At 57.4% G+C, this 20,595-nt stretch carries 19 protein-coding genes and 1 tRNA gene; 5 read left to right on the forward strand and 15 right to left on the reverse strand.

Annotated elements, in window-relative coordinates:
- Positions 1–43: 43 nt before the first annotated feature.
- The 8 genes from ACR3E2_RS05085 to ACR3E2_RS05120 form a co-directional block, all read right to left on the reverse strand.
- Positions 44–454: a universal stress protein gene (locus tag ACR3E2_RS05085; protein ID WP_480480856.1), complete on the reverse strand. Its 411-nt coding sequence runs from the start codon at positions 452–454 to the stop codon at positions 44–46.
- A gap of 23 nt (positions 455–477) precedes the next feature.
- Positions 478–1,458 carry an alcohol dehydrogenase catalytic domain-containing protein gene (locus tag ACR3E2_RS05090; protein WP_480480854.1) on the reverse strand — a complete coding sequence of 327 codons (981 nt, stop codon included), beginning with the start codon at positions 1,456–1,458 and terminating at the stop codon, positions 478–480.
- A complete protein-coding gene (locus ACR3E2_RS05095; RefSeq protein ID WP_480480852.1) occupies positions 1,455–2,216 on the reverse strand; it encodes an SDR family NAD(P)-dependent oxidoreductase in 762 nt (253 codons plus the stop codon). Before ACR3E2_RS05095 ends, ACR3E2_RS05090 begins: the two co-directional genes overlap by 4 nt.
- Positions 2,209–3,516: a histidinol dehydrogenase gene (hisD, locus tag ACR3E2_RS05100; protein ID WP_209503872.1), complete on the reverse strand. Its 1,308-nt coding sequence runs from the start codon at positions 3,514–3,516 to the stop codon at positions 2,209–2,211. Before hisD ends, ACR3E2_RS05095 begins: the two co-directional genes overlap by 8 nt.
- A gap of 12 nt (positions 3,517–3,528) precedes the next feature.
- Positions 3,529–4,857 carry a TRAP transporter large permease gene (locus ACR3E2_RS05105; protein ID WP_480472864.1) on the reverse strand — a complete coding sequence of 443 codons (1,329 nt, stop codon included), beginning with the start codon at positions 4,855–4,857 and terminating at the stop codon, positions 3,529–3,531.
- A gap of 11 nt (positions 4,858–4,868) precedes the next feature.
- Entirely contained in the window at positions 4,869–5,381 is a 513-nt protein-coding gene (locus tag ACR3E2_RS05110) for a TRAP transporter small permease (RefSeq protein WP_209503870.1), read from the reverse strand.
- Positions 5,382–5,489: 108 nt separating this feature from the next.
- A complete protein-coding gene (locus ACR3E2_RS05115; protein WP_480480849.1) occupies positions 5,490–6,635 on the reverse strand; it encodes a TRAP transporter substrate-binding protein in 1,146 nt (381 codons plus the stop codon).
- Between the two features lie 23 nt (positions 6,636–6,658).
- Complete coding sequence (locus tag ACR3E2_RS05120; RefSeq protein WP_267366030.1) at positions 6,659–6,844, reverse strand: hypothetical protein; 186 nt, start codon at positions 6,842–6,844, stop codon at positions 6,659–6,661.
- 134 nt (positions 6,845–6,978) lie between these two features.
- Between ACR3E2_RS05120 and ACR3E2_RS05125 the strand changes: the two genes are divergently transcribed.
- The 3 genes from ACR3E2_RS05125 (at position 6,979) to ACR3E2_RS05135 (ending at position 11,257) form a co-directional block, all read left to right on the forward strand.
- Complete coding sequence (locus ACR3E2_RS05125; protein ID WP_480480847.1) at positions 6,979–8,001, forward strand: LacI family DNA-binding transcriptional regulator; 1,023 nt, start codon at positions 6,979–6,981, stop codon at positions 7,999–8,001.
- A gap of 370 nt (positions 8,002–8,371) precedes the next feature.
- Positions 8,372–9,592, forward strand: coding sequence for an APC family permease (locus tag ACR3E2_RS05130; protein ID WP_480492695.1), 1,221 nt, complete (start codon positions 8,372–8,374; stop codon positions 9,590–9,592).
- A 48-nt stretch (positions 9,593–9,640) separates the two neighbouring features.
- Positions 9,641–11,257, forward strand: coding sequence for an MFS transporter (locus tag ACR3E2_RS05135; RefSeq protein ID WP_480481669.1), 1,617 nt, complete (start codon positions 9,641–9,643; stop codon positions 11,255–11,257).
- Here ACR3E2_RS05135 and ACR3E2_RS05140 read toward each other — a convergent pair whose 3' ends face one another.
- The 7 genes from ACR3E2_RS05140 to ACR3E2_RS05170 all read right to left on the reverse strand — a co-directional run bounded on the left by ACR3E2_RS05140 (position 11,258) and on the right by ACR3E2_RS05170 (position 18,588).
- Positions 11,258–12,850 carry a trypsin-like peptidase domain-containing protein gene (locus ACR3E2_RS05140; protein WP_480480843.1) on the reverse strand — a complete coding sequence of 531 codons (1,593 nt, stop codon included), beginning with the start codon at positions 12,848–12,850 and terminating at the stop codon, positions 11,258–11,260.
- Positions 12,851–13,040: 190 nt separating this feature from the next.
- A tRNA-Gly gene (locus ACR3E2_RS05145) sits at positions 13,041–13,114 on the reverse strand.
- Between the two features lie 69 nt (positions 13,115–13,183).
- A complete protein-coding gene (locus ACR3E2_RS05150) occupies positions 13,184–14,011 on the reverse strand; it encodes a polyphosphate kinase 2 family protein (RefSeq protein ID WP_480480841.1) in 828 nt (275 codons plus the stop codon).
- Between the two features lie 127 nt (positions 14,012–14,138).
- Positions 14,139–15,194 carry a methyltetrahydrofolate cobalamin methyltransferase gene (locus ACR3E2_RS05155; RefSeq protein WP_480480839.1) on the reverse strand — a complete coding sequence of 352 codons (1,056 nt, stop codon included), beginning with the start codon at positions 15,192–15,194 and terminating at the stop codon, positions 14,139–14,141.
- A 9-nt stretch (positions 15,195–15,203) separates the two neighbouring features.
- Positions 15,204–16,130, reverse strand: a complete 927-nt coding sequence (locus ACR3E2_RS05160; RefSeq protein WP_480480837.1) for a methylenetetrahydrofolate reductase — start codon at positions 16,128–16,130, stop codon at positions 15,204–15,206.
- Between the two features lie 25 nt (positions 16,131–16,155).
- Entirely contained in the window at positions 16,156–16,452 is a 297-nt protein-coding gene (locus ACR3E2_RS05165; protein WP_209503861.1) for a virulence factor, read from the reverse strand.
- A gap of 249 nt (positions 16,453–16,701) precedes the next feature.
- Positions 16,702–18,588 carry a PhoX family protein gene (locus ACR3E2_RS05170; protein WP_480480835.1) on the reverse strand — a complete coding sequence of 629 codons (1,887 nt, stop codon included), beginning with the start codon at positions 18,586–18,588 and terminating at the stop codon, positions 16,702–16,704.
- 178 nt (positions 18,589–18,766) lie between these two features.
- On the opposite strand from ACR3E2_RS05170, the gene ACR3E2_RS05175 reads away from it, so the two are divergent.
- Positions 18,767–19,879 (forward strand): Ppx/GppA phosphatase family protein, encoded by a 1,113-nt coding sequence (locus tag ACR3E2_RS05175; RefSeq protein WP_267365936.1) that lies wholly within the window; start codon positions 18,767–18,769, stop codon positions 19,877–19,879.
- Positions 19,879–20,595, forward strand: coding sequence for an RlmE family RNA methyltransferase (locus ACR3E2_RS05180; RefSeq protein ID WP_480480833.1), 717 nt, complete (start codon positions 19,879–19,881; stop codon positions 20,593–20,595). The genes ACR3E2_RS05175 and ACR3E2_RS05180 overlap by 1 nt, the downstream gene beginning before the upstream one ends.

Raw genomic sequence — 20,595 nt, forward strand, 5'->3', positions numbered from 1 at the left:
CGGGCTGTTGGTCCTGTTGGGGCGCTTGGCGCGATTAAGGAAATCAGGTTCTGCGGTGCACATGTACAGCGCAGGGGGCATGACGAACAACGCGTGACGCTGTCGATCCCAGAAAGTAGTCGCTCAGGTCCGGTTTGTGCGAACCTATAACAATGCAGTCCACATTGTTGCTGGTAGCGTAGTCAATGATGGTGCGGGCGGTGTGTCCTTTGATAATTTCGGCTTTCACACCATCCAGCCCGTCAACTTTTTGCAACAATGCCCGCCTCGCGCGCTCGAACCCTTCGGCCACTGCGGATTTGTCGAGATAGGCGCTGACTGATCCCTGTGGCATTTCGTAGACATGCAATCCGATGATCTCGGCCCCGTTTTCGGACAAGCCACGCGCGACCTCCAGCGTATGTTGTGATATGCCGTGATCCAAAGCCATCGGGACCAGAATTTTCTTATACATGGTGGCCTCCAGTTCTGTCAGGTTTATCCCCAGGGTCTCAGGATAATCTTTGGTGCGGCTACAGAGCCAGAGCGGATATCGCGAAACGCCTGCGCGCCATCGGCCAGTGCACGCTCATCAACCCAATTCAGTGCGCCAAGACGGCCGTCAAAGATCGCCTGAGCCGTGTCGCGGAAATCCTGCGCGGTGTAGGTGTAGGTTCCGATAAAGGTGATCTCCTGCAAGGTTATGCGACGCACGTCCAGACCTCCGGCATCTTCACCCAATCCGACATGCGCGATCACGCCACCCGGCGCGACCAGAGCCGAAGCGACCGACCGTGTCGCGGCATATCCAACAGCATCAATGACCAACGGGAAAGACCCATTGGGCGCATCCACAAGTGCAAAACTTTCGATTTCCGCCAGATAAGTCCGGCGCAACGCGTTTGGTTCCGCGATTGTAACGTCTTCAATACCCTGCGCCCGCAGGGCCAAGGCCGCCGCAAGGCCAATAGCCCCTCCGCCAATCACCAAGGCGCGGCGGTCCATCGCAGAATGCAGAGCCTCGATCCCCAGTCTGACTGCGTGCCAGCTTACCGCCAGAGGTTCGGCCAGCGCAGCCTTGGCGAAAGGGACATCATCGGGCACGTCGACAAGATTTCTGCCTGGCATCGAGACATATTGCGCGAACGCCCCTTCGCGCGGTGGCATCGAGATGATCTGGCGGTCCGGGCACAGATTCTCGCGACCCGCCCGACATGCCGCGCATTGGCCACAGGTTACCAGCGGGTTGATCGTCACCCGGTCACCGGCGCGGATACCATCAGCTATGACACCGGCTGCCTCGTGCCCGAGGATCAGGGGCGCTGGGCGACGTGCATCATGGCCCAGATAGGCGTGCATGTCCGATCCGCAGATGCCAACCGCCTCGACCCGGATCAGGTGTTCCGATGCGCCCGGTTCGGCATTCGGCACATCGTCAAAAACCATGTGTTCAACACCTTTGTAAACCAGAGCCTTCATTTGGCAGTAAACCCTCCGTCAACCATCAGAACCTGTCCCGTGACATAGTCAGATGCCCGAGAGCATAAGAACAGGATCGGCCCGTCGATATCCTGCATCCGCCCATTGCGTCCGATACAGGTTTGCGCGGCGTTCCGTTCCGCGCGCTTGGGGTCGTCGAACACAGCCTGCGTCAGTTCGGTGGGAAAGAACCCCGGTCCGATGGCGTTGGCGTTTATGCCAAAGGGCGACCACGCCTCGGCCATGGCGCGTGTCAACTGCCCGATCCCCGCCTTGGACGCGCCATAGGCGATACCACCTGGAAAAGCGCGCGTTGTTTGCAGCGAGGCGAAATTGACAATTCGCCCCCACCCCTTTTCCTTCATCGCCGGAACCATCGCCTGGCTGAGGAAGAACGGTGCGCTGAGGTTCAGGGCAAGCGTGGCATCCCACCCCTCAGGAGTAACATCATCCGCAGCCTCACGCGTGTTCACCCCAGCCGCATGGACCAGTATGTCCGGAGGGCCAAACTTGGAAGCGACGGCCTGTGTCAACGCATTTACCCCATCTCGATCTGCAACGTCTGCAACAACCGTTGCAGCGCGCGTGCCAATCTCGGCCTGCATCTGCGCCAATGCCTCGCTGCGCCGGGCTATACCGACAACACGCGCACCTGCTGCGGCAAGAGTCCGTGCCACTTGCCGCCCAAGTCCCGAGCTGGCACCGGTGATACACGCCACCCGGCCAGTCAGGTCAAACAATGAGCGCGGGTCATCCATCGGCGGTCAAGTCGAATTGCTCGTCCGGGAAATACTTTGCAAGACGCACATCTGCGGCACGGGCGTGACCTTCCATTCCTTCCAACCGCGATATCCGCGCGGTCGCTTCGGCAATGGGCTTCGACCCTTCGCGCGTGGCCCTCTGCCACGTCACAATCTTCATGTATTTATGGACACTCAGCCCGCCAGTATAGCTGGCCGCGCCCGAGGTTGGCAGAACATGGTTCGTACCGGTCGCTTTATCTCCGTATGACACGGTTGTTTCCTCGCCCAGAAACAGCGATCCGTAACAGGTCAGCCGTTCCAGCCACCAATCCAGATCCTCAGCCTGAACCGTTAGATGCTCAGGTGCGTATTCGTCGGAACAGGCGGCCATCTCTTCGCGGTTGGAACAGACGATAACCTCAGCATAATCGCGCCATGCGGCCGAGGCGTTTTCGCGGTTCAGTTCCGGCAGATCTGCGATCAGCGCAGGCACCAGTTCCATCACCTTTTGCGCAAGGTCGCGATCATCGGTGACCAGCCAGACCGGCGAGTTGTATCCGTGCTCGGCCTGACTGACCAAATCGGTGGCGACGACATGCGCATCGGCGGACTGATCGGCAAGGATCAAACTGTCGGTCGGACCTGCGATCATGTCGATACCAACCTTGCCGTAAAGGATGCGCTTGGCTTCGGCCACGAACTGATTGCCGGGGCCCACAAGGATGTTGGCGCGCGGTAGACCAAACAGGCCGTAGGTCATGGCGGCAACACCCTGCACGCCCCCCATGGCCAGAATGCTGTCGGCCCCGCAGATATGCGCCGCATAAACGATGGCAGGCGCGACCCCTTCGCCGGGACGCGGGGGCGAGCAGGCCGTGATGTGGCGACATCCCGCAACTTTCGCGGTGGTCACTGTCATAATCGCACTGGCGATGTGGCTGTATCGCCCCCCTGGCACGTAACACCCTGCAGCATCCACTGGAATTGCCTTCTGCCCAGCAACGAAGCCCGGAACGATCTCGGTCTGAACGTCAGATACGGTCGCTTTCTGCGTCTCGGCAAAGCGCCGCACATTGTCGTGGGCGAAACGGATGTCGGCCTTCAGCTTTTCGGAAACTTTTGCACAGGCGGCCTCAATCTCAGCCGGGGTCAGCAAGACATTCCCTTCGTACTTGTCGAACTTGGCGGCGTATTCTCTTGCCTTTGCATCACCGCCCGCCTCGATATCGGTCAGAATTGTCTTCACCGTATCATGCACCTCTGAGGCGTGTGATTGAGCCGTTAAAGTTGCCTTTTTCAGATATTCACGAGGCATGTTCAGCAGGTCCTATTGGTAGATTTCAGGGAGCAATGTTGTCGACACGGCTGGCACGTAGGCGATCAGGATCACCACGATCAGCATGGTCAATACGAAAGGCACGGCTCGGGCGGCAATCTTCAGAATGGATTCACCGGTAATGCCAGATACGACGAACAGGTTCAGCCCCAGCGGCGGGGTGATAAAACCCACTCCCAGCGCGGTGATCATCATGATGCAGAACTGGATCTCATTCATGCCGATATTGTCCGCTAGTGGTTTCAGGATAGGTGCCAGGATGACGATATTCGGCGTCGTCTCCATGACGCAGCCCGCTGCGATCAGGATGCCGATCATCAACAGGATCAGCAGATATGGGTCGTCTGTCAGCGAGGTCACCGAAGTGACAAACCCCTGAGGAACACCCATGATCGCCAGCGCCTCGGCCAGCGGAGCGGAAAACGCGATGATCGGCAGGATCACCCCGTTCACCTTTGCAGAGCTGACCAGCATCGACGGAAAATCCGCCAATGTCAGCGTACGCAGGATGAAGCCCATGATGATGGTGACGACAACAGCCGTGGCACCAGCCTCAGTCGGCGTAAGTCGGCCCGAAAAGATGCCATAAAAGATAATCCCAGGCACGATAAAGGCATACCAGCCAGACCTGAGCGCCTTGCCCAGATTGGCCAACCACTCCCCCATGGTCATCATGCCGCCGCCTTCGTATGCATAAAGGCGGTTCATGATGATATTGGTGATCAGGATCGACACCAGGATAGCCAGACCCGGGATCAGGGCGGCCAGAAAAAGAGTCGATGCGGAAATACCCAGCACAAGGCCGATGATGATATAGGCAATCGAGGGCGGTATCAGGATGCCGGTGCAGGCACCGGCCGCGACCAGAGCACAGGCGTAGGGGCGCGGATACCCGCTTTCCACCAACCGGTTGATGGTCATCCTGCCAACCGCAGCAGCCCCGGCGGCGTCCGATCCCGAAATCGCGGCAAACATTCCGCAGACCAGCACCGTGGCCGATCCGAAGCCGCCCTTGGCGAAGCATGTCAAAGCCTCGGCAACATCCAGAAACTTGCGTGACAACCCCGTCCGAACCAGAACATCCCCGGTCAGGATAAACAGGGGCACGGCAGTCAGGGCAAAAGCGTCGATGCCGGTAAACAGGCTCTCTCCGACAAGGCTGAGTGGAAGGTCACCGGACATGATCAGCATTACGATCGCAGCCATTCCAATGGCCGCCCAAACCGGTACGGCCAAAGCGATCAGGGCAACAAACAGGATCACCGGCAGATAAAAATCCCAGCCCAGTTCAACGGTTTGATTGAGGGAGTTCCAAAGCATCCGGTCTCTCCTCAGTCAAACAGTTTGTCGCCTTCGAAGACGGGCGTGCCGTCGCGAAGACATTTCAGATCGCGCAACAGGGATTGGATCAGCCGCCAGATCATCAGGGCAAACCCGGTCGGCACGGCCATCAGGAACCAAACCTTGGAAATCCGCAATCCGTCCGTAACGGAACCAAACTTGGCTGAAACGTGCACGGCTTCATACGACCAGTAGAGTGCGATGATCGCCACCAGGAACATCACCAGATCGCCGAAGATATAAAGCAGTGCCTTGGGGCGCGGCCCGACATAGTGCATGATCACATCGATCCGGATATGAGCGCGCTCTTTCACCGCGGCAGCAGCACCGATCCAAGCCAGATAGATAAAGGAATACCGCACGATTTCCTCGCCCCAGATCGAGGAATAGGCGAATATCTCGCGCCGCAGCACCTCGATGGCCATGGTGATCACCAGCATCACGTAGAACACCAGCAGCAACCAGCGTTCGGCGTTTCGGTCAATGTTCTGAAGAACGGTCATCTGATCCTCCGGCGATGGGACAGCCCGGTCCGTACCTGCCTTGACGGGCCACTGTCGGCCGCGCGGTACAAGAATCGTGGACGCCGACAGGCGCCCACGGGTTTCACCTTAGGCGTCGTGGACGTAGTATTTGCCCTGCGTACCAGCCGCTTCGACCAGCTTCTCAAAGTTGTCCATCGAACCGGCCAGTTCCGTCTTGAACGGATCCCATTCCGAACGCTGATACCCACCGGCATCCTGCCATTCCGCCAGCTGATCATCGCTGAGCGAATGGAATTCAACACCAGCTTTGTTCAACTCGGCCATGGCATAGGCGCGGGCCGACGGAACCTTGGACAGGTTCTGATGACCAGTCATCTCGGCACCCCACATGATGCCTTCCTGCACGTCAGCAGGCATCGAGTTGAACCACTCCAGATTACAGGAATAAACCTGACTGTCCGGAACGGCCTGCGTGAAGGTCACATGGCTGAGGATGTCCTTGAAACCAAAGACATACAGTGCTCCAACTGACGGGTCGAGCGCGTCGGCAACACCCTGCTTGATCGCCGAAGGTGTTTCACCCCATGCCACAGGCGTCGGGTTGGCACCAACCATGCGATAGTATTGTTGCAGCATCTTCGAACCGGGAACGCGGAACTTGATCCCGCCCATGTCCCCCGGTGTTATGACCGCATTGCCACCCTGCCGGACTGCGACAACACGCGGATCGATATTCACGTAGAACAACGCCTTGAAGCCTGCCGCCTCGACCTTGGGGTGGACTTCGCTTTTCCACGTGTCCGAATGGACAAGGTTGGTGAAGCGCTGGTTCGACCCGCACAGATACGGCATGTTGATCAGGTCGACCGTGGACGCAAAAGGCGCAAAATTCGACAGCGAGTGCTGCGCGGCCTGAATGGTTCCACCCTGTACTTTCTGCACCAGCGCACCGCCCGCGCCAAGCTGACCACCGGGGGCCAATTTGACATAGACCTTGCCGTTGGTAGCATTCTGGATGTTTTCCTTCAGATCCAGCTGCATGATCGGATAGCTGCGCGACGCACCCAGCACATAGGCTGTGGCCACCGTCATAACGTGGTCTGCGGCCTTTTCGCGCTCACTCTCTTCTTTTGCGGTTTGCGCGGCAGCCTCGGAAGACCACAAAACACCCCCTGCCCCGGCAACCAATGCGGCCGTGAACGCGCCACTTGCGCTCAGCTTCAGAAAGTTGCGACGTTCTGTTGACGTCAGTTCAATCTCGTCGTTGTTCATGAATTGCCCTCCCAAGCAAAAGTTCAGCTGCCGTCTGTTGCGTTTCGGTCAGCTTCCTTTTTCAGAATCGCGACAACGAACAAAATCGACGCCGCGAACAGAACCAACATCTCTCCTACGTCACCAAGAAACGCGCGGCCTGCGAAAGCACCCAAAGCAACGTTGGCGAAATAGATCGCGAAAACGACGACAGATGCAGCAAGGACCATTTCCGGGACTCCCGTTCAGAATCGGCTCAACACCTTTGTAAGCGCTTACATCAATATTGCAAGCGCTTACATTGGTGCTTTCATCATTTGAAAAATGCGATTAACTTAAGCCAACTGGAATTGAGAGTTCGAGAATGTCAAAACATCGGTCTGCTCCGACACTGGATGACGTTGCCAAGGCCGCGGGTGTTTCGACCGCGACAGTGTCCCGGTGTCTGAACAACCCGCAACAAGTTGTTGAAGCAACGCGCAAGCGTGTCCTGTCGACGGTCGAGGAATTGGGGTACACGCCAAATTTCGCGGCCCGCGTGATGGCGGCCAAGCGGTCATTTACCATTGGCGCCATCATCCCCACCATGGAAAACGCGATATTCGCAAGGGGGTTGCAGGCGTTTCAGGAAGAGATACATCAGCGTGGTTACACGCTGCTGGTCTCCAGTTCAGCCTATGAGCCCGAAGCGGAAAAGGATCAGATCCGAACCCTGGTCGCACGGGGTGCGGATGGGCTGTTATTGATCGGTCATGACAGGGACGCAGATATTTACGATTATCTGGACAGACGGAAAGTGCCCGCGCTGGTTGCCTGGTCCTTTCTGCCGGATAAACCTGTGCCGTCAGTTGGGTTCGACAACCGCAAGGCCATGAAAGCGCTGGCAGACCAGATCATCAGACAGGGACATACGCGTCTTGCGACGATATCGGGTATCAGTTCGGGTAATGACCGGGCGCGGCTCAGGATCGCTGGGATAAAAAGCGCCATGGCTGAACACGGCCTGCAGCCGGATGACCTAATGGTGATCGAAACCACGTATGAATTCGAAAATGGCGCGACGGCATTCAGGGATCTCATGGCGACTGACATGCCGCCGACCGCAGTTTTGTGCGGAAACGATGTTCTGGCAGTCGGCGCATTGAGGCAGGCGCAGAAAATGGGGCTCCGAGTGCCCGAAGACGTGTCGATTACAGGCTTTGACGACATCGAAATCGCGCGCATTGTCAGCCCTGCCCTGACAACGGTTCACGTGCCCCACCGTGAAATGGGTCAAAAGGCTGCGCAGGAGTTGATACGAATGATCGAAACGAACTCTGCGGGCCAGTCTTTGGAGCTTTTGACCCATTTGGTCACCCGAGACTCCTTGCTTGACCGCATTCCTTAAGGCTCAGAAAGTTCGGCGGTTCATTGCGTGTAAAAGGCGCACCGGTCTACGATTCAGTGTGACGATCCGCTTTCATTGACCTGAGTCAAAGCACGCAAAGTGACCACATAGTGAAGTACGAATATATCAACGGGCCCGACGCTCACCTGCCTGACCCCAAGCAAATTTACCGGTGATCAGTACTTCAACGGCGCGAAGGTTTCACTCCACGGGCGCGGCAAATGCGAGGCGCGCTCTTCTGCCGACTACGCTCTGGCTTCTCGGGGCCAACCGCACGTCAGTCACTCATATGATCGAGGCAACGGGACCAAGCAGAGAAACTTTAATGTCAAACCAAGACACGCAACGCATTCCAATTGGCGGATAGATGATGTCCATCGTTGAACAAAAGACACCAAAGCTGCGGCGGGCGCTGACGACCCCGCTGCTTACGCTCTATGGGCTTGGGGTAACCGTGGGCGCTGGAATTTACGTGCTTGTTGGTGCGACGGCCGGGATTGCGGGCCCGTATGCCGCGGTTTCGTTCCTGATTGCTGCGCTTGTTGTTGCGCTGACCGCCCTGTCATACGCAGAACTGGCAACCCGATATCCTGTGAGTGCGGGTGAGGCCGCCTATGTCGAAGCTGGGTTTCAGAAAAGCTGGATGGCCGTGCTGGTCGGTCTCGCGGTGGCCGCCTCGGGCATCATCTCGGCCTCGGCCGTGGCTATCGGGGCCGCGTCGTACCTTCAAACGCTTACAGGTTTAGGCATTTCAAGTCTGACAATCGGTGTAGTTCTGATCATGGGGCTGATCGCCCTATGGGGGATCACGCAGTCGGTAATGGTGGCGGCAGTCATTACCATCATAGAAATCAGCGGGCTACTTGTCGTTATTGGTTGGGGCCTGTCCCTTCCTGAGCCTCAGGGCTATGCGCTCACCCAGATGGTTCCCGGGCTGGACCCAACCGCCTGGAGAGGGATATTGGCCGCTTCGCTTCTGGCGTTTTTCGCCTTTGTGGGTTTCGAGGACATGGCGAATGTCGCTGAAGAAGTTAAAGACCCCGCCGGAACAATCCCGAAAGCGATCCTGTTGACGCTTATTCTGGCTACGGTCTTGTATCTTGGTACGTCCATGACTGTTCTGTATGTGGTGCCGATCGATGTCCTTTCGACGTCCGCCGCGCCGCTGGCCCTGATTTTTACGGACGCGCCCGATGTTATCCAGCAGGGGTTTTCAGCCATTGCCATCGTTGCGACGATCAATGGTGTTCTGATCCAGATGATCATGGCATCCCGCGTGATTTACGGGCTCGCGGATCGGGATCATTTGCCAAAGTTTCTGGCTACGGTATCTCAGGTCACTCAGACACCAACGGTAGCGACAATCATGGTCACGGCAATAATCCTGTTGCTGACCCAAACGCTTCCAATCGCCATTCTGGCCGAGCGGACGTCTCAAATTGTTCTGGGAGTCTTTGTGCTGGTCAATCTGTCACTGATCCTTTTGAAGACCAGGGCTGAATTCGAAGAACCGCAGTTCCGCGTGCCTCTTGTTGTTCCCCTCTTTGGGGTGGTGACCAGTTTGTTGCTTTTTGCGTCCGCGTTTCTGTAAGCCTGTATCATTGGGTCAAGGAAATCCTGCGATGCGATTTACGTGAACATGACCACTGACCAGCCTTCTACAGGAGCGCGGCTTTCTGCATGGTGGCATAGAACCTTTGTTGATCTGGCCCGACAGATGCAATGGTCCTACCTGCCACCGCTCATGGTCTATTTTGCCGCCGGTGTTTCTGGTCTGACATCGGTCGTCGGCGCCTTCTTTCTTAAGGACTACCTTAACCTATCCGCATCCTTTGTTGCCGGGCTGGCGTTTTGGGCCGGGCTTCCCTGGATCCTGAAAATGCCGCTGGGTCATATTGTTGATCTGTTTTGGCGGTGGAAGTCATTGCTGATCCTATTGGGGGCAACCCTGATCACCTTGTCCCTGCTCACCATGTACGGGCTTGTAGCCTTTCCCGGACATATGGCTGATGTCATGCCGCTGGAACATTGGTACATCATTGCCCTGCTCTTGGCGCCTTCCGGCTATGCCATTCAGGATGTTGTCGCCGACGCGATGACAGTCGAAGCCGTTCCAAAGATCAATCCCGACGGGCAGCCGTTTTCGCCCGAGGAAACCCGTGCACAGCATACAACTATGCAAACACTGGGAAGGATCGCCATTTTCTCTGGGTTCGCGGCCGTTGCCGCGGTCAATATCTGGGTGTTCTCGGGAACCGAGGGCATGCAGAAATCAGACCGCCTTGCATTGTATGGCAGCGTCTATCTGATCGCGCTTGTCATTCCCCTGTTGTCCGTCAGCGGTGTGGTTTTGCACGGTTTGATACAGCGTCAACGTCTTCGCCTTGGTCATCCCCCGCATACCCCTGACGAAACCACCGAGGTCAAATGGCCGATCCTGCTGGGCGGTCTCGCCTTTGTCGTATTGAGCATTGTGTTGGGAACATCGAATTTCCAACTCGCCCAGGAAACTATTTTTGCAGTCTCACTGAGTGTGATTTTGTACCTGATGTCGCGCTTGGTGAAGGAACTGAACCCAAATCAGGCAAAGGCTCTGATTGGTACGGCGATAATCATTTTCGTGTTTCGTGCGGTTCCTCTGCCCGGGCCGGGGTTGACCTGGTTCGAAATCGACGAGTTGGGGTTTGACGAGCAGTTCCTGGCAATCCTGGCGCTTCTGACGTCCCTGCTTGCATTGGTGGGCCTCATCGTCCTGAGACCATTTATGGCCAACCGCTCGATTGCGCAGGTCGTCATCATTCTGACCATCGCGTCGGGGGTCCTCGCCCTGCCCAACCTAGCGCTGTATTACGGCGTGCATGAATGGACATCTGCGCATACTAGCGGGATCGTAGACGCAAGGTTCATCGCAGTCCTCGACACCGCAGTTGAATCTCCGCTGGGTCAAATCGCGATGGTTCCGATGCTGGCCTGGATCGCACGGAATGCTCCTGTGCATCTGAAGGCAACTTTCTTTGCCGTCATGGCGTCATTCACCAACATGGCATTGTCGGCCAGCAGTTTGGCAACGAAATACCTGAACCAGATTTTCGTGGTGTCGCGCGCGGTAACCAACCCGGAAACCGGTGTCGTCACATCGATTGCCGATTACAGCCAACTTGGACACCTGTTGGTCGCCGTGGCCGTGATTTCTGTGATCGTTCCGTTGGTGGTCGTATTCTTTGTTCAAAAATCGCCGTTCCAGACCAGTGATTGATTACTGGCTGACAGTTTCATTCAGCAAGGTTTTCAGGTGCAAAACCGGAACCCCGATGTTTGAACCCCCGAACTCTGGCAGGATCGCGGCGTTAATCGCGACCACCTCTCCCTTGCGGTTCAGGGCCGGCCCTCCGCTTCCTCCTGACGTTGTTTCTGCGTCGTAAACGACTGCACCTGGACTTGTCTGCGCCACGATTCCTCGGCTGGCGAGAGGTTGAACCTGGTTTTGCGTAGATAACCGTGCGGCGATCGTCCAGAAATTGACGGACCCGTCTTTCTCGAGCGTTTTCAGAAATTCCGGCCCCGCCTGCGCAATTAATGATTTCAGGCCAGTAGGATACCCCAGCAGAAAGACTTCGTCACCGCTTCGTGGAAGATCTTCCGCCAGTGGCAATCCCAGCCCCTCGATACGGTTTGGATCAACCGACAAAAGTGCCAGATCAGCGGTTTCACTGAACCGGTCCAAAGTAGCCTCGATCGGATCGGTCTGACCTGGCAGATAGGCCAGCAACCGAAGCATCTCGGCCTCAAGACCTGCGTTTTTCAGTGCCTGAGCTTGGTCGCCGGATGTCCAGGGCAAGGCAACGTGGCGGTTGGTGGCCATCAGCGGCGTACCCTCCAGCAGAAATCCGGTGCCAGTGAACTGGAACTCCGCGGGCTCGCCTGTTGCGTCCGGTTCGATCCAGGGTTGTCCGAAGGGTGTTTGCAACTTCTCTCCGTTCGGCCCCAACACGTGGCGCAGCAGTTTACCGCTTTCGATATGACGCAATCCGTAGGCGCCCTGAATGAAAGCCACGGATTGAGTAGAGGCGGTGATGACCCGCGTAGACGCCCCCGCGCGTTGTTCAAGGGTACCCAACCGCTGCTCGGTTGATATCAGCTGGTTCTGAAAGGCTTCCCTCAACGCCACAAGGTCTTCGGGGGTTAGAACATCTTCCCGCGTCTGGCTAAGCATGGTCGCCACAGCTTCAATCTTGCGAGCTTCCTGTTGCAGGCTGTCGGCCAGTCTCCGGTCGTTTTGATAAAGCAGGAACAGCAGACCTGCGATCAGCGCAATCGCGGCTACTACCGTAATCCTGAAGAACATAGTGGTTTGAGAAACAAGCCTTCGCCCACTCTCACGCAGCGCACCCGACATTCTTTGGGCAAAGGGTCGGCGACTTGACCGCGCATAGGCATAGGCGTCACTCAGGATATCCTCGACCGTGTGACGAATGGGAAACCTCTGAGTACAAATGCGATACCGGGATATCGGACCCAATTCGCCAAATTCGATCATGTCGCCGTGTTTCAGCGTTGCCGAGACAATCTTGTGGCCATTGACCCAGATGTCTTGCCCTGCCAGCGCGTTGAGCACATAGCCCCCCTCGGTCCACTGAAGCGTTGCGATATCTTCGTCATGGGGCGGCGTGTTGTCTTTCAGGCGCAGACCTAGCGCACGGCCTTCGCCAACAGAAACAGTCAATGCGCTGTCAACAAGCCAGGAAACCGTTCCACGGGACGGGCCGGTCAGGCTCTCCAGAAAGGCATGAACATCACCTGCGCAAGGCTCTTGGGGTGTACTCGTGCCGGTCTGATCAATTTCCCGCATAGTTGGGCTCTGCTCAACAGTGATGGGGTCACTCTATCATAAGACGCCCGGAATCCTACCAATCGCGAGAGGGATGCCCAAAACCGGAGATATCCACTGGCACAAGTCAATTTGGTGGAACGTCCCGATACGACCCCCATGCCTGCCGGAGCAGGCCTTCACCGGAAATCGCCGTCTGACCTGAAAGTTCTGGAGCGGGTAGCGGGAATCGAACCCGCGCGTTCAGCTTGGGAAGCTGACAGGCTACCATTACATCATACCCGCCGCACCCCTGAGATATAACCAGAGTTCCCTGACACGCAAGCCGGATCGTTTCAGGTTGCCCGGAAAAAGTCACTCGGTCCGCGCACGAAGACTGTCGATCAGCGAGTCATCTACATCCAAAGCCTGGATGGCCGCCTCAAGCGTGCGGCTGTCCAGATGTTGCGGGTTCAGATCGACCCCGGCTGAAAACGCTTTGACAATGGCTTTCATGGCGCTGATGCGCGCGTATCTTTTGTTATTGGCCGGTATCACGTGCCACGGTGCCAGATCGGTCGACGTCCGGGCCAGCATTTCATCCACGGCGATCTCGGTAACATCCCATTTCTCGCGATTCCTGAAATCTTCGTATGTCAATTTCCAGCGCTTCAGCGGGTTTCTCAGCCGTTCAGTAAACCGCTGCATCTGTTCATCTTCAGAGATGTGGAAGAATAGCTTGACGATCCGGGCACCATCGTCGACCAGCATGCGTTCGAAATCATTGATTTCCTGATAAGCAGCGCGCCAGCGTATTTCCGGGGTCAGGTTCTCGATCCTCTCGACCAACACGCGCCCGTACCAGCTGCGGTCGAATGCGGATATTGCTCCGGACGGTGGCAAACGTTCCCAAAACCGCAGCAGGTAATGCCGGTTGAGGTAGTAGTTCCGGGGTGCCCCAATTGGCCAGACCTTAAAGCTGCGCGGGTCCAGAGCCTGGCTGATCCTGCGAATGGTTCCCCCCTTGCCTGCCGCATCCCAACCCTCGAACACCAGCACACCCTTGAGCCCGTGAAACAGATACGCTTGTTGAATCCTGGCCAGCTTGGCCTGAAGATCAATCAGTTGCTCGAAATACTCCTTTTTGCCCAACCTCTTGGTCAGATCCGCTTCTGAGAGTTTCGGGGGGTGATATTTACGCATGGTGCCACCTGATCGTTGCGTCCCGGATCAAGATATCCTGAACCCTTGCGCAAAATCGACATTGATCAGGGGCAAACGAAAAAGGCCGGGCACAGTGCCCGGCCTTTGCTGTTTTTTGTTGATGCAATCAGGCGCGGCGACGACGGCCACCGCCGCGACGACCACCGGCTGCGCCACCGGCCTCGTCAGGTGATTTGTTGAACCTGATCCACTCCCCACCATGCGGGTCGTTGTTGGTCAGCAGGTTGGCGGCGCGGATGGCCTCCATCTCCTTACCGGCGCGCGGCTTGGTGGAGCCCAGGCCGAACATCTGAACGAACGCCTCGTCATCCATGCCTTCGGGCAGGATGATGCCCGCCGCGGCAACGGCTTCTTTTTTCTCGGAAATCTTCGCCTGCGTCACTGGCAGAGCCACCGGGTTCATGATCGCCGAGGTCATGCCGGCACCCATTGCCATCGGCAAGAAGGCATTGTTGATGCCGTGGCGGTTCGGCAGGCCGAACGAGATGTTGGACGCGCCACAGGTGGTGTTAACGCCCAGCTCCTCGCGCAGGCGACGGACCAGAGCAAACACCTGCTGACCGGCAGTTGCCATCGCGCCGATCGGCATGACCAGCGGATCAACAACGATGTCGTGCGCAGGGATGCCGAAATCAGCGGCACGTTCAACGATCTTTTTGGCCACTTCGAAACGGACATCGGGGTCTTCCGAGATGCCTGTGTCGTCGTTCGAGATTGCCACAACAGGAACGTTGTATTTTTTGACCAGCGGCAGAACCAGCTCCAGACGCTCTTCCTCACCTGTGACCGAGTTCAGCAGCGGGCGACCTTCCGCCGCCTCAAGACCCGCTTCCAGAGCACCGGGAACCGACGAGTCGATACACAGCGGAACTTCGACCAGACCCTGCACCAGCTCAACGATCTTGCGCATCAGTGGCGGTTCGGTCTCGTTCGGGTTGGGGTTCGAGTTGTAGACGACGCCCGCATTGATATCCAGAACGGTCGCGCCCGCCATCACCTGCGCCAGGGCATCCTTCTCGACGGTCGAGAAATCGCCTGCTTCCAGTTCGGCCGCCAGCTTTTTCCGACCGGTCGGGTTGATCCGCTCACCGATCACGCAGAACGGTTCGTCAAAGCCCAGGACGGCTGTTTTTGTTTTTGATTCTACGACTGTTCGGGTCATGTCCGTTCCTTAGGAGTTTGCAGGCTGCGCCGCGGCACCGCCGTTATTGATCGCCCAGTTGGCGTTGGTTTTGATCCCGCCCAGCGGGAAGAAGTGCACGTTGGTGATGTTGAAATCCGGGTTGGCCGCCTTGTGGTTGGCCAATTCAGTCACAACATCATTCGGCTCATAGGGCAGCAGAAGCTTCGACACATCCATGGCGCGCTTTTGCAGAACTTTCAGCGACGGGCCGACGCCGCAGGCAATTGCGAACTTGATCAGGGTCTGCAGTTTGGCCGGACCGGCGATACCGATGTGGATGGGCAGGTCGATACCCGCCTCTTTCAGACTATCTGCCCAGGCGATGATCGGTTTGGCATCGAAGGCAAACTGGGTTGCCAGCGCCATCTCGGCATCCGTGGTCTCGTTGAATTTCTGTTTCCAGCGCAGGGCGTCATCGACATTCTTGGTGGACCCATCGGGATCGATGTCCTTGTTCCCCTCGGGGTGACCGGCAACATGAAGACGTTTGAACCCTGCCTTGTCGAACAGACCGGTTTCCATCAGCTGCATGGAACTGTCGAAATCGCCATGCGGCTTTGTCACGCCACCGGCCAGCAACAGCGCCTGCTCGACGCCCGCCTCGCCCTGGTACATCGAGATCCAGTTTTCCAACGTCGCCGCATCCTTGATGATCCGCGCCGGGAAGTGGGGCATGACAGGATAGCCTTCGGCTGCAATCCGCTTGGCTGTCTTGACCATATCTTCAATCGGGGTACCTTCGATATGGGCAATGTAAACGCGTGTGCCCTCGGGCAGCAGAGCGCGGAAATCCTCGACCTTTTCGGCGGTCCGCGGCATGACCTCGATCGAATAGCCTTGCAGGAAGGCTTCGACGGTCGGGTTCACAGGGCTGTTTTCGACCACATCACGTTTCTTGAAGTTCAGCAAAGCCATTGAGGCCTCCCATTAAGATCCGGGCTTATGCCCAACCGTCATTTGCGATCAGCGCTTTAATGCGGTCCTGATCGTATTCCTTTTCCAGACGCAGGGCCTCGGCCTCGGCTACTTCTGCCGGGTCGCCATCAACCGCAAAAGGCTCGGCCTTGCGCCATTCGGCCAGATAGGCATCACTGTCCTTGGCGTTTACCTTCATGGCGGCGCGGTCGATGGCTTGCTCGAACCGTTCTTCCAATTGCCGCTTCGCGCCGCGACGGCCTTTGCCGACGATGACCTGAGCGGGAATGTCGCGCCAATACACGATGGTGACGTCAGGCATTACTGTGATTCCTCCTAACCCGATGGGCCGGTTCTAAACTTCAATGTGGGGATGGGTCGGTCGGTTTTCGACACCCGGCGCTTTTCAAGCGACGTTTTCGCCCACGGTGGCGTGGCGGGGTTTTAACCCGTCTCGCGGCGAAAACGCATACCAAAATTCTCATTGTCACTATGAGAGCGCTGCATAATGAACAAAAAGCCCCGGACGGCATGACCCGCCCGAAGCTTGATTCAGCGCGTCTTGCCAGGGTTAACCGACCAGCCCGCCGTCTTGACGAGTAACCGCAATGATGGCTGAACGTGGAACCGAGCTACCACCGTCGGGCCAGTGGCTGTTGCCGTCTTCACCGGGGTGCTGAATACCAACAAACATGGTGCGGCGATCCGGCGACCAGCTGAGCCCAGTGATCTCACACTCGTTCGGGCCAACCAGAAAACGACGGATTTCACCGGTAACAGGGTCGCCTGCCAGCATCTGGTTATTCCCCTGCCCTTCGAAGTCGCCCTCGTTGCTGTATTTGCCGTCGGTCTGGATCCACAGCAGGCCGTTGCTGTCAAACTTCAGCCCATCGGGCGAGTTGAACATATTGTCGGCGTTGACATTGTCCGAACCGCCATACGCATCCTGATGCACGGTCGGGTTTCCGGCCAGTACATACAGGTCCCATCCGAACCCCGATGCGCCATGGTCTCCGCCTTCAGGACGCCAGCGCACGATCTGACCGTACTTGTTCGCCTCGCGCGGATTCGGCCCGTTGACCGAAGTGTCGTCGCCACCGGCATTCGGTTTCACACCGCGGTTCTTGTTGTTGGTCAGGCAGCAATAGACCTCGGGCGCGTTCGGATTGGCCGCAACCCATTCCGGGCGATCCATAGTGGTCGCGCCCACGGCCGACGCTGCCTGTCGCGTATGGATGCAGATTTCGGCCTGCGACGTCATACCAGTTGTTTCGGGGGTCAGGTCCAGCCACTCACCAGTCCCGTCGTCGTTGAACTTTGCAACCGACAACGTACCGTTCTCAAGCAGCGCATTCGTATCCACACCAGCGGCATAAACACCTTCCGAGACGAAGCGATACAGGAACTCGCCCCGTTCATCATCGCCCATGTAGACGACGACGCGACCGTCATTGTTCACAATGGCCTCGGCGTTTTCATGCTTGAACCGACCAAGCGCGGTCAGCTTGCGAGGCGTCGAGGCCGGATCGGTTGGGTCGATTTCGACAACATAGCCTGCGCGGTTCGGCTCGTTGGGGTTTTTCGAGACATCGAAACGCTCGTCAATTCCGGCCCATCCGTATCCCCAGTCTTTGGACGAAACGCCATAGCGCTGAAGTTCGGCGCTGACTTCATGGTTTTCGTCTTCAGCCGAGAAGTAGCCGTTGAAATTCTCTTCACAGGCCAAATACGTCCCCCATGGGGTCATGCCGTTGCCACAGTTGTTCCAGGTGCCCTTAGAGGTGGTGCCTGTCGGATCAGCGGCAGTTTTCAACAGATCATGGCCCGCGGCAGGGCCCGTCAGTGACATGTCTGTCTGCGGCGTGATGCGGCGGTTATACGGGCTATCCTTAACAATGCCCCACTTGCCATCGGTAGCTGCAATCTCGACCACCGTCACACCATGCGCCATCATGCCTTTGGCAACATCGTCATCCGAGGCGGCCTTGGCGTCCGGGTTGTTTCCCCAAAGGATATCGCGATTGGTGTATTCGTTGTTTACGACCAGCAGAACGTGACCCTCGTGCAGAAACACATCCTGACCGTCGGTGTTATCACCGAATGCACGTTCCTGACTGGCGGCAGTTCCACGGGTGGCCGGATCGAATTCGGGCGCATCAGACCAAAGCGGATCACCCCAGCGCACCATCACCTCGGCCTGGTAGCCCGGCGGCACGATGACGTCATCGGCAGTTGACGCCGGAATCGCCTCGAACGCAAAGCGATCTGCGGCTGCACGTACACCAGTCGGAAGCAGCGCCCCACCCAACGCCGTGAAACTTCCCATCGCCAATACGCCGCCCAGAAACCCACGACGTGATAAGGCACGCTCAACGACGCGGTCAAACTCACATACCTCTGGGCGCGGATTCACCACTTCATCGAATTCGTCAAAGGTCAGGACACGTTCATCTTTCATGGCAGGCTCCGTCTGCGGCTAATTGCGATCAAGAATCCCTCAACCGGGATCAAAGTTCAAATCGCACCTCAGTATGAACGGCGTGTGACATCCAGACTAAATTCGAAATGGAAATCGCTTGCACGTCGGCGATGCGCCGCCTAGGGTCAAATCAACTCGAAAATCGGAGGGCGTTACGATGGCGCCCAAGCGTCCCAAAGGTGCGGGCGCGTTCCCGCAAGCGGTCGAAAGCCCCGCGCCGGCAAGACCCGATCCGGATGCCCTGTATGCGGCTCTGGATTTGGGAACAAATAGTTGCCGCATGTTGATAGCCCAGCCCAAGGGCAGCGGGTTTCATGTGGTTGACAGCTTCTCCAAGTCCGTGCAGCTGGGCGCGGGTCTGGAACGCACCGGACGTCTGTCGCGGGCGTCGATGGCACGCACCGTTCAAGCGCTGCGAATCTGTCAGCAAAAGCTGAAACGGAACAAAGTGAAACGGATGCGTCTGATCGCAACCGAGGCCTGCCGCCGCGCCAAGAATTCCCGCGAATTCATCCGACAGGTCAAACGCGAAACCGGGCTGACGCTTGAAATCATCCAACCCGAAGAAGAAGCCCGTTTGGCGGTGATTTCCTGCGCCCCGCTGGTGTCCACCAAGACCGAACAGCTGTTGGTTGTCGATATTGGCGGCGGTTCGACCGAGCTGGTCTGGATCGACATTTCGTCTGTCCCTCGCCGTGACCGCCCGGCTGCGATCATGCGTTTGCATAACGGATTTCACACGGTCGACAGCCCTTTTCCGGCTGCAAAAGTCGTGGACTGGATCAGCGTGCCGCTGGGTGTTGCCACGTTGCGGGATCAGTTCAATGACGTCGAAAACGACGCCGCGCGGTTTGCGTTAATGAGCTGGTTTTTCGAAGAAAACCTGGCCGATTTCGCACCTTACAAAGATGAACAAACCCGTGAAGGTTTTCAGATCGTCGGCACCAGCGGAACTGTCACTACGGTTGCGGCATCGCATCTGGGGCTCAAGCGGTATGACCGGACCAAAGTTGACGGGCTGCGTATGACCAGTGACCAGATTGACAAAGTGATACGCGGGTATTTAGAACTCGGCCCTCATGGGCGCCGCCGGGATCCTCGGATTGGGGAAGACCGGCAGGCCCTGATCATGTCCGGCTCGGCCATTTTGCAGGCATTGTTACGCTGTTGGCCCACTGATCGCCTTTCCGTGGCAGATCGGGGGCTGCGCGAGGGCCTGCTTTATGCACAGATGAGCGCGGACGGGGTACTGGAAGACGGACCGTTCTGATGGCGAAGACACCAACTGGCAAAAACAACTCGGGGCGCGGGCAACGTGACCTGAAGGTAAAGGTAAAAACCGCTCGTGGTCGCAAGCTGAGTTCGACCCGCTGGCTCGAACGGCAATTGAACGACCCGTATGTCAAGCGCGCCCAGACCGAAGGATACCGTGGGCGGGCCGCGTATAAGATCATGGAACTTGACGACAAGTTCCGCTTTCTCGTACCCGGAGCACGGGTTGTTGATCTGGGATGCGCACCCGGTGGCTGGTGCCAGGTTGCAGTCAAACGGGTAAACGCGCTTGGTGAAAAATCGGGGAAACGGATCGGAACGGTGCTGGGCATCGACTTACAGGAAGTCGAACCGGTTGCGGGTGCCGATACCCATGTGCTGGACTTCATGGAGGATGACGCCGACCAGAAGGTCAAGGACTGGCTGGGTGGCAAGGCGGATGTTGTAATGTCGGACATGGCCGCAGCGTCCTCGGGTCACAAGCAGACCGACCATCTGCGGATCATCGCGCTGTGTGAAACTGCGGCCCATTTCGCCTTTGACGTGCTGGAAGAAGGTGGCACATTTATAGCCAAGGTTCTTGCTGGCGGCGCCGAGGGCGATTTGCAAAAACTTCTGAAGCAGAAATTTCAGAAAGTGGCGCATGTGAAACCGCCCGCATCCCGTTCGGACAGCTCCGAGAAATTCGTTATAGCAACCGGGTTTCGCGGCTGA

It is taken from the genome of Ruegeria sp. AL7, assembly GCF_056536105.1.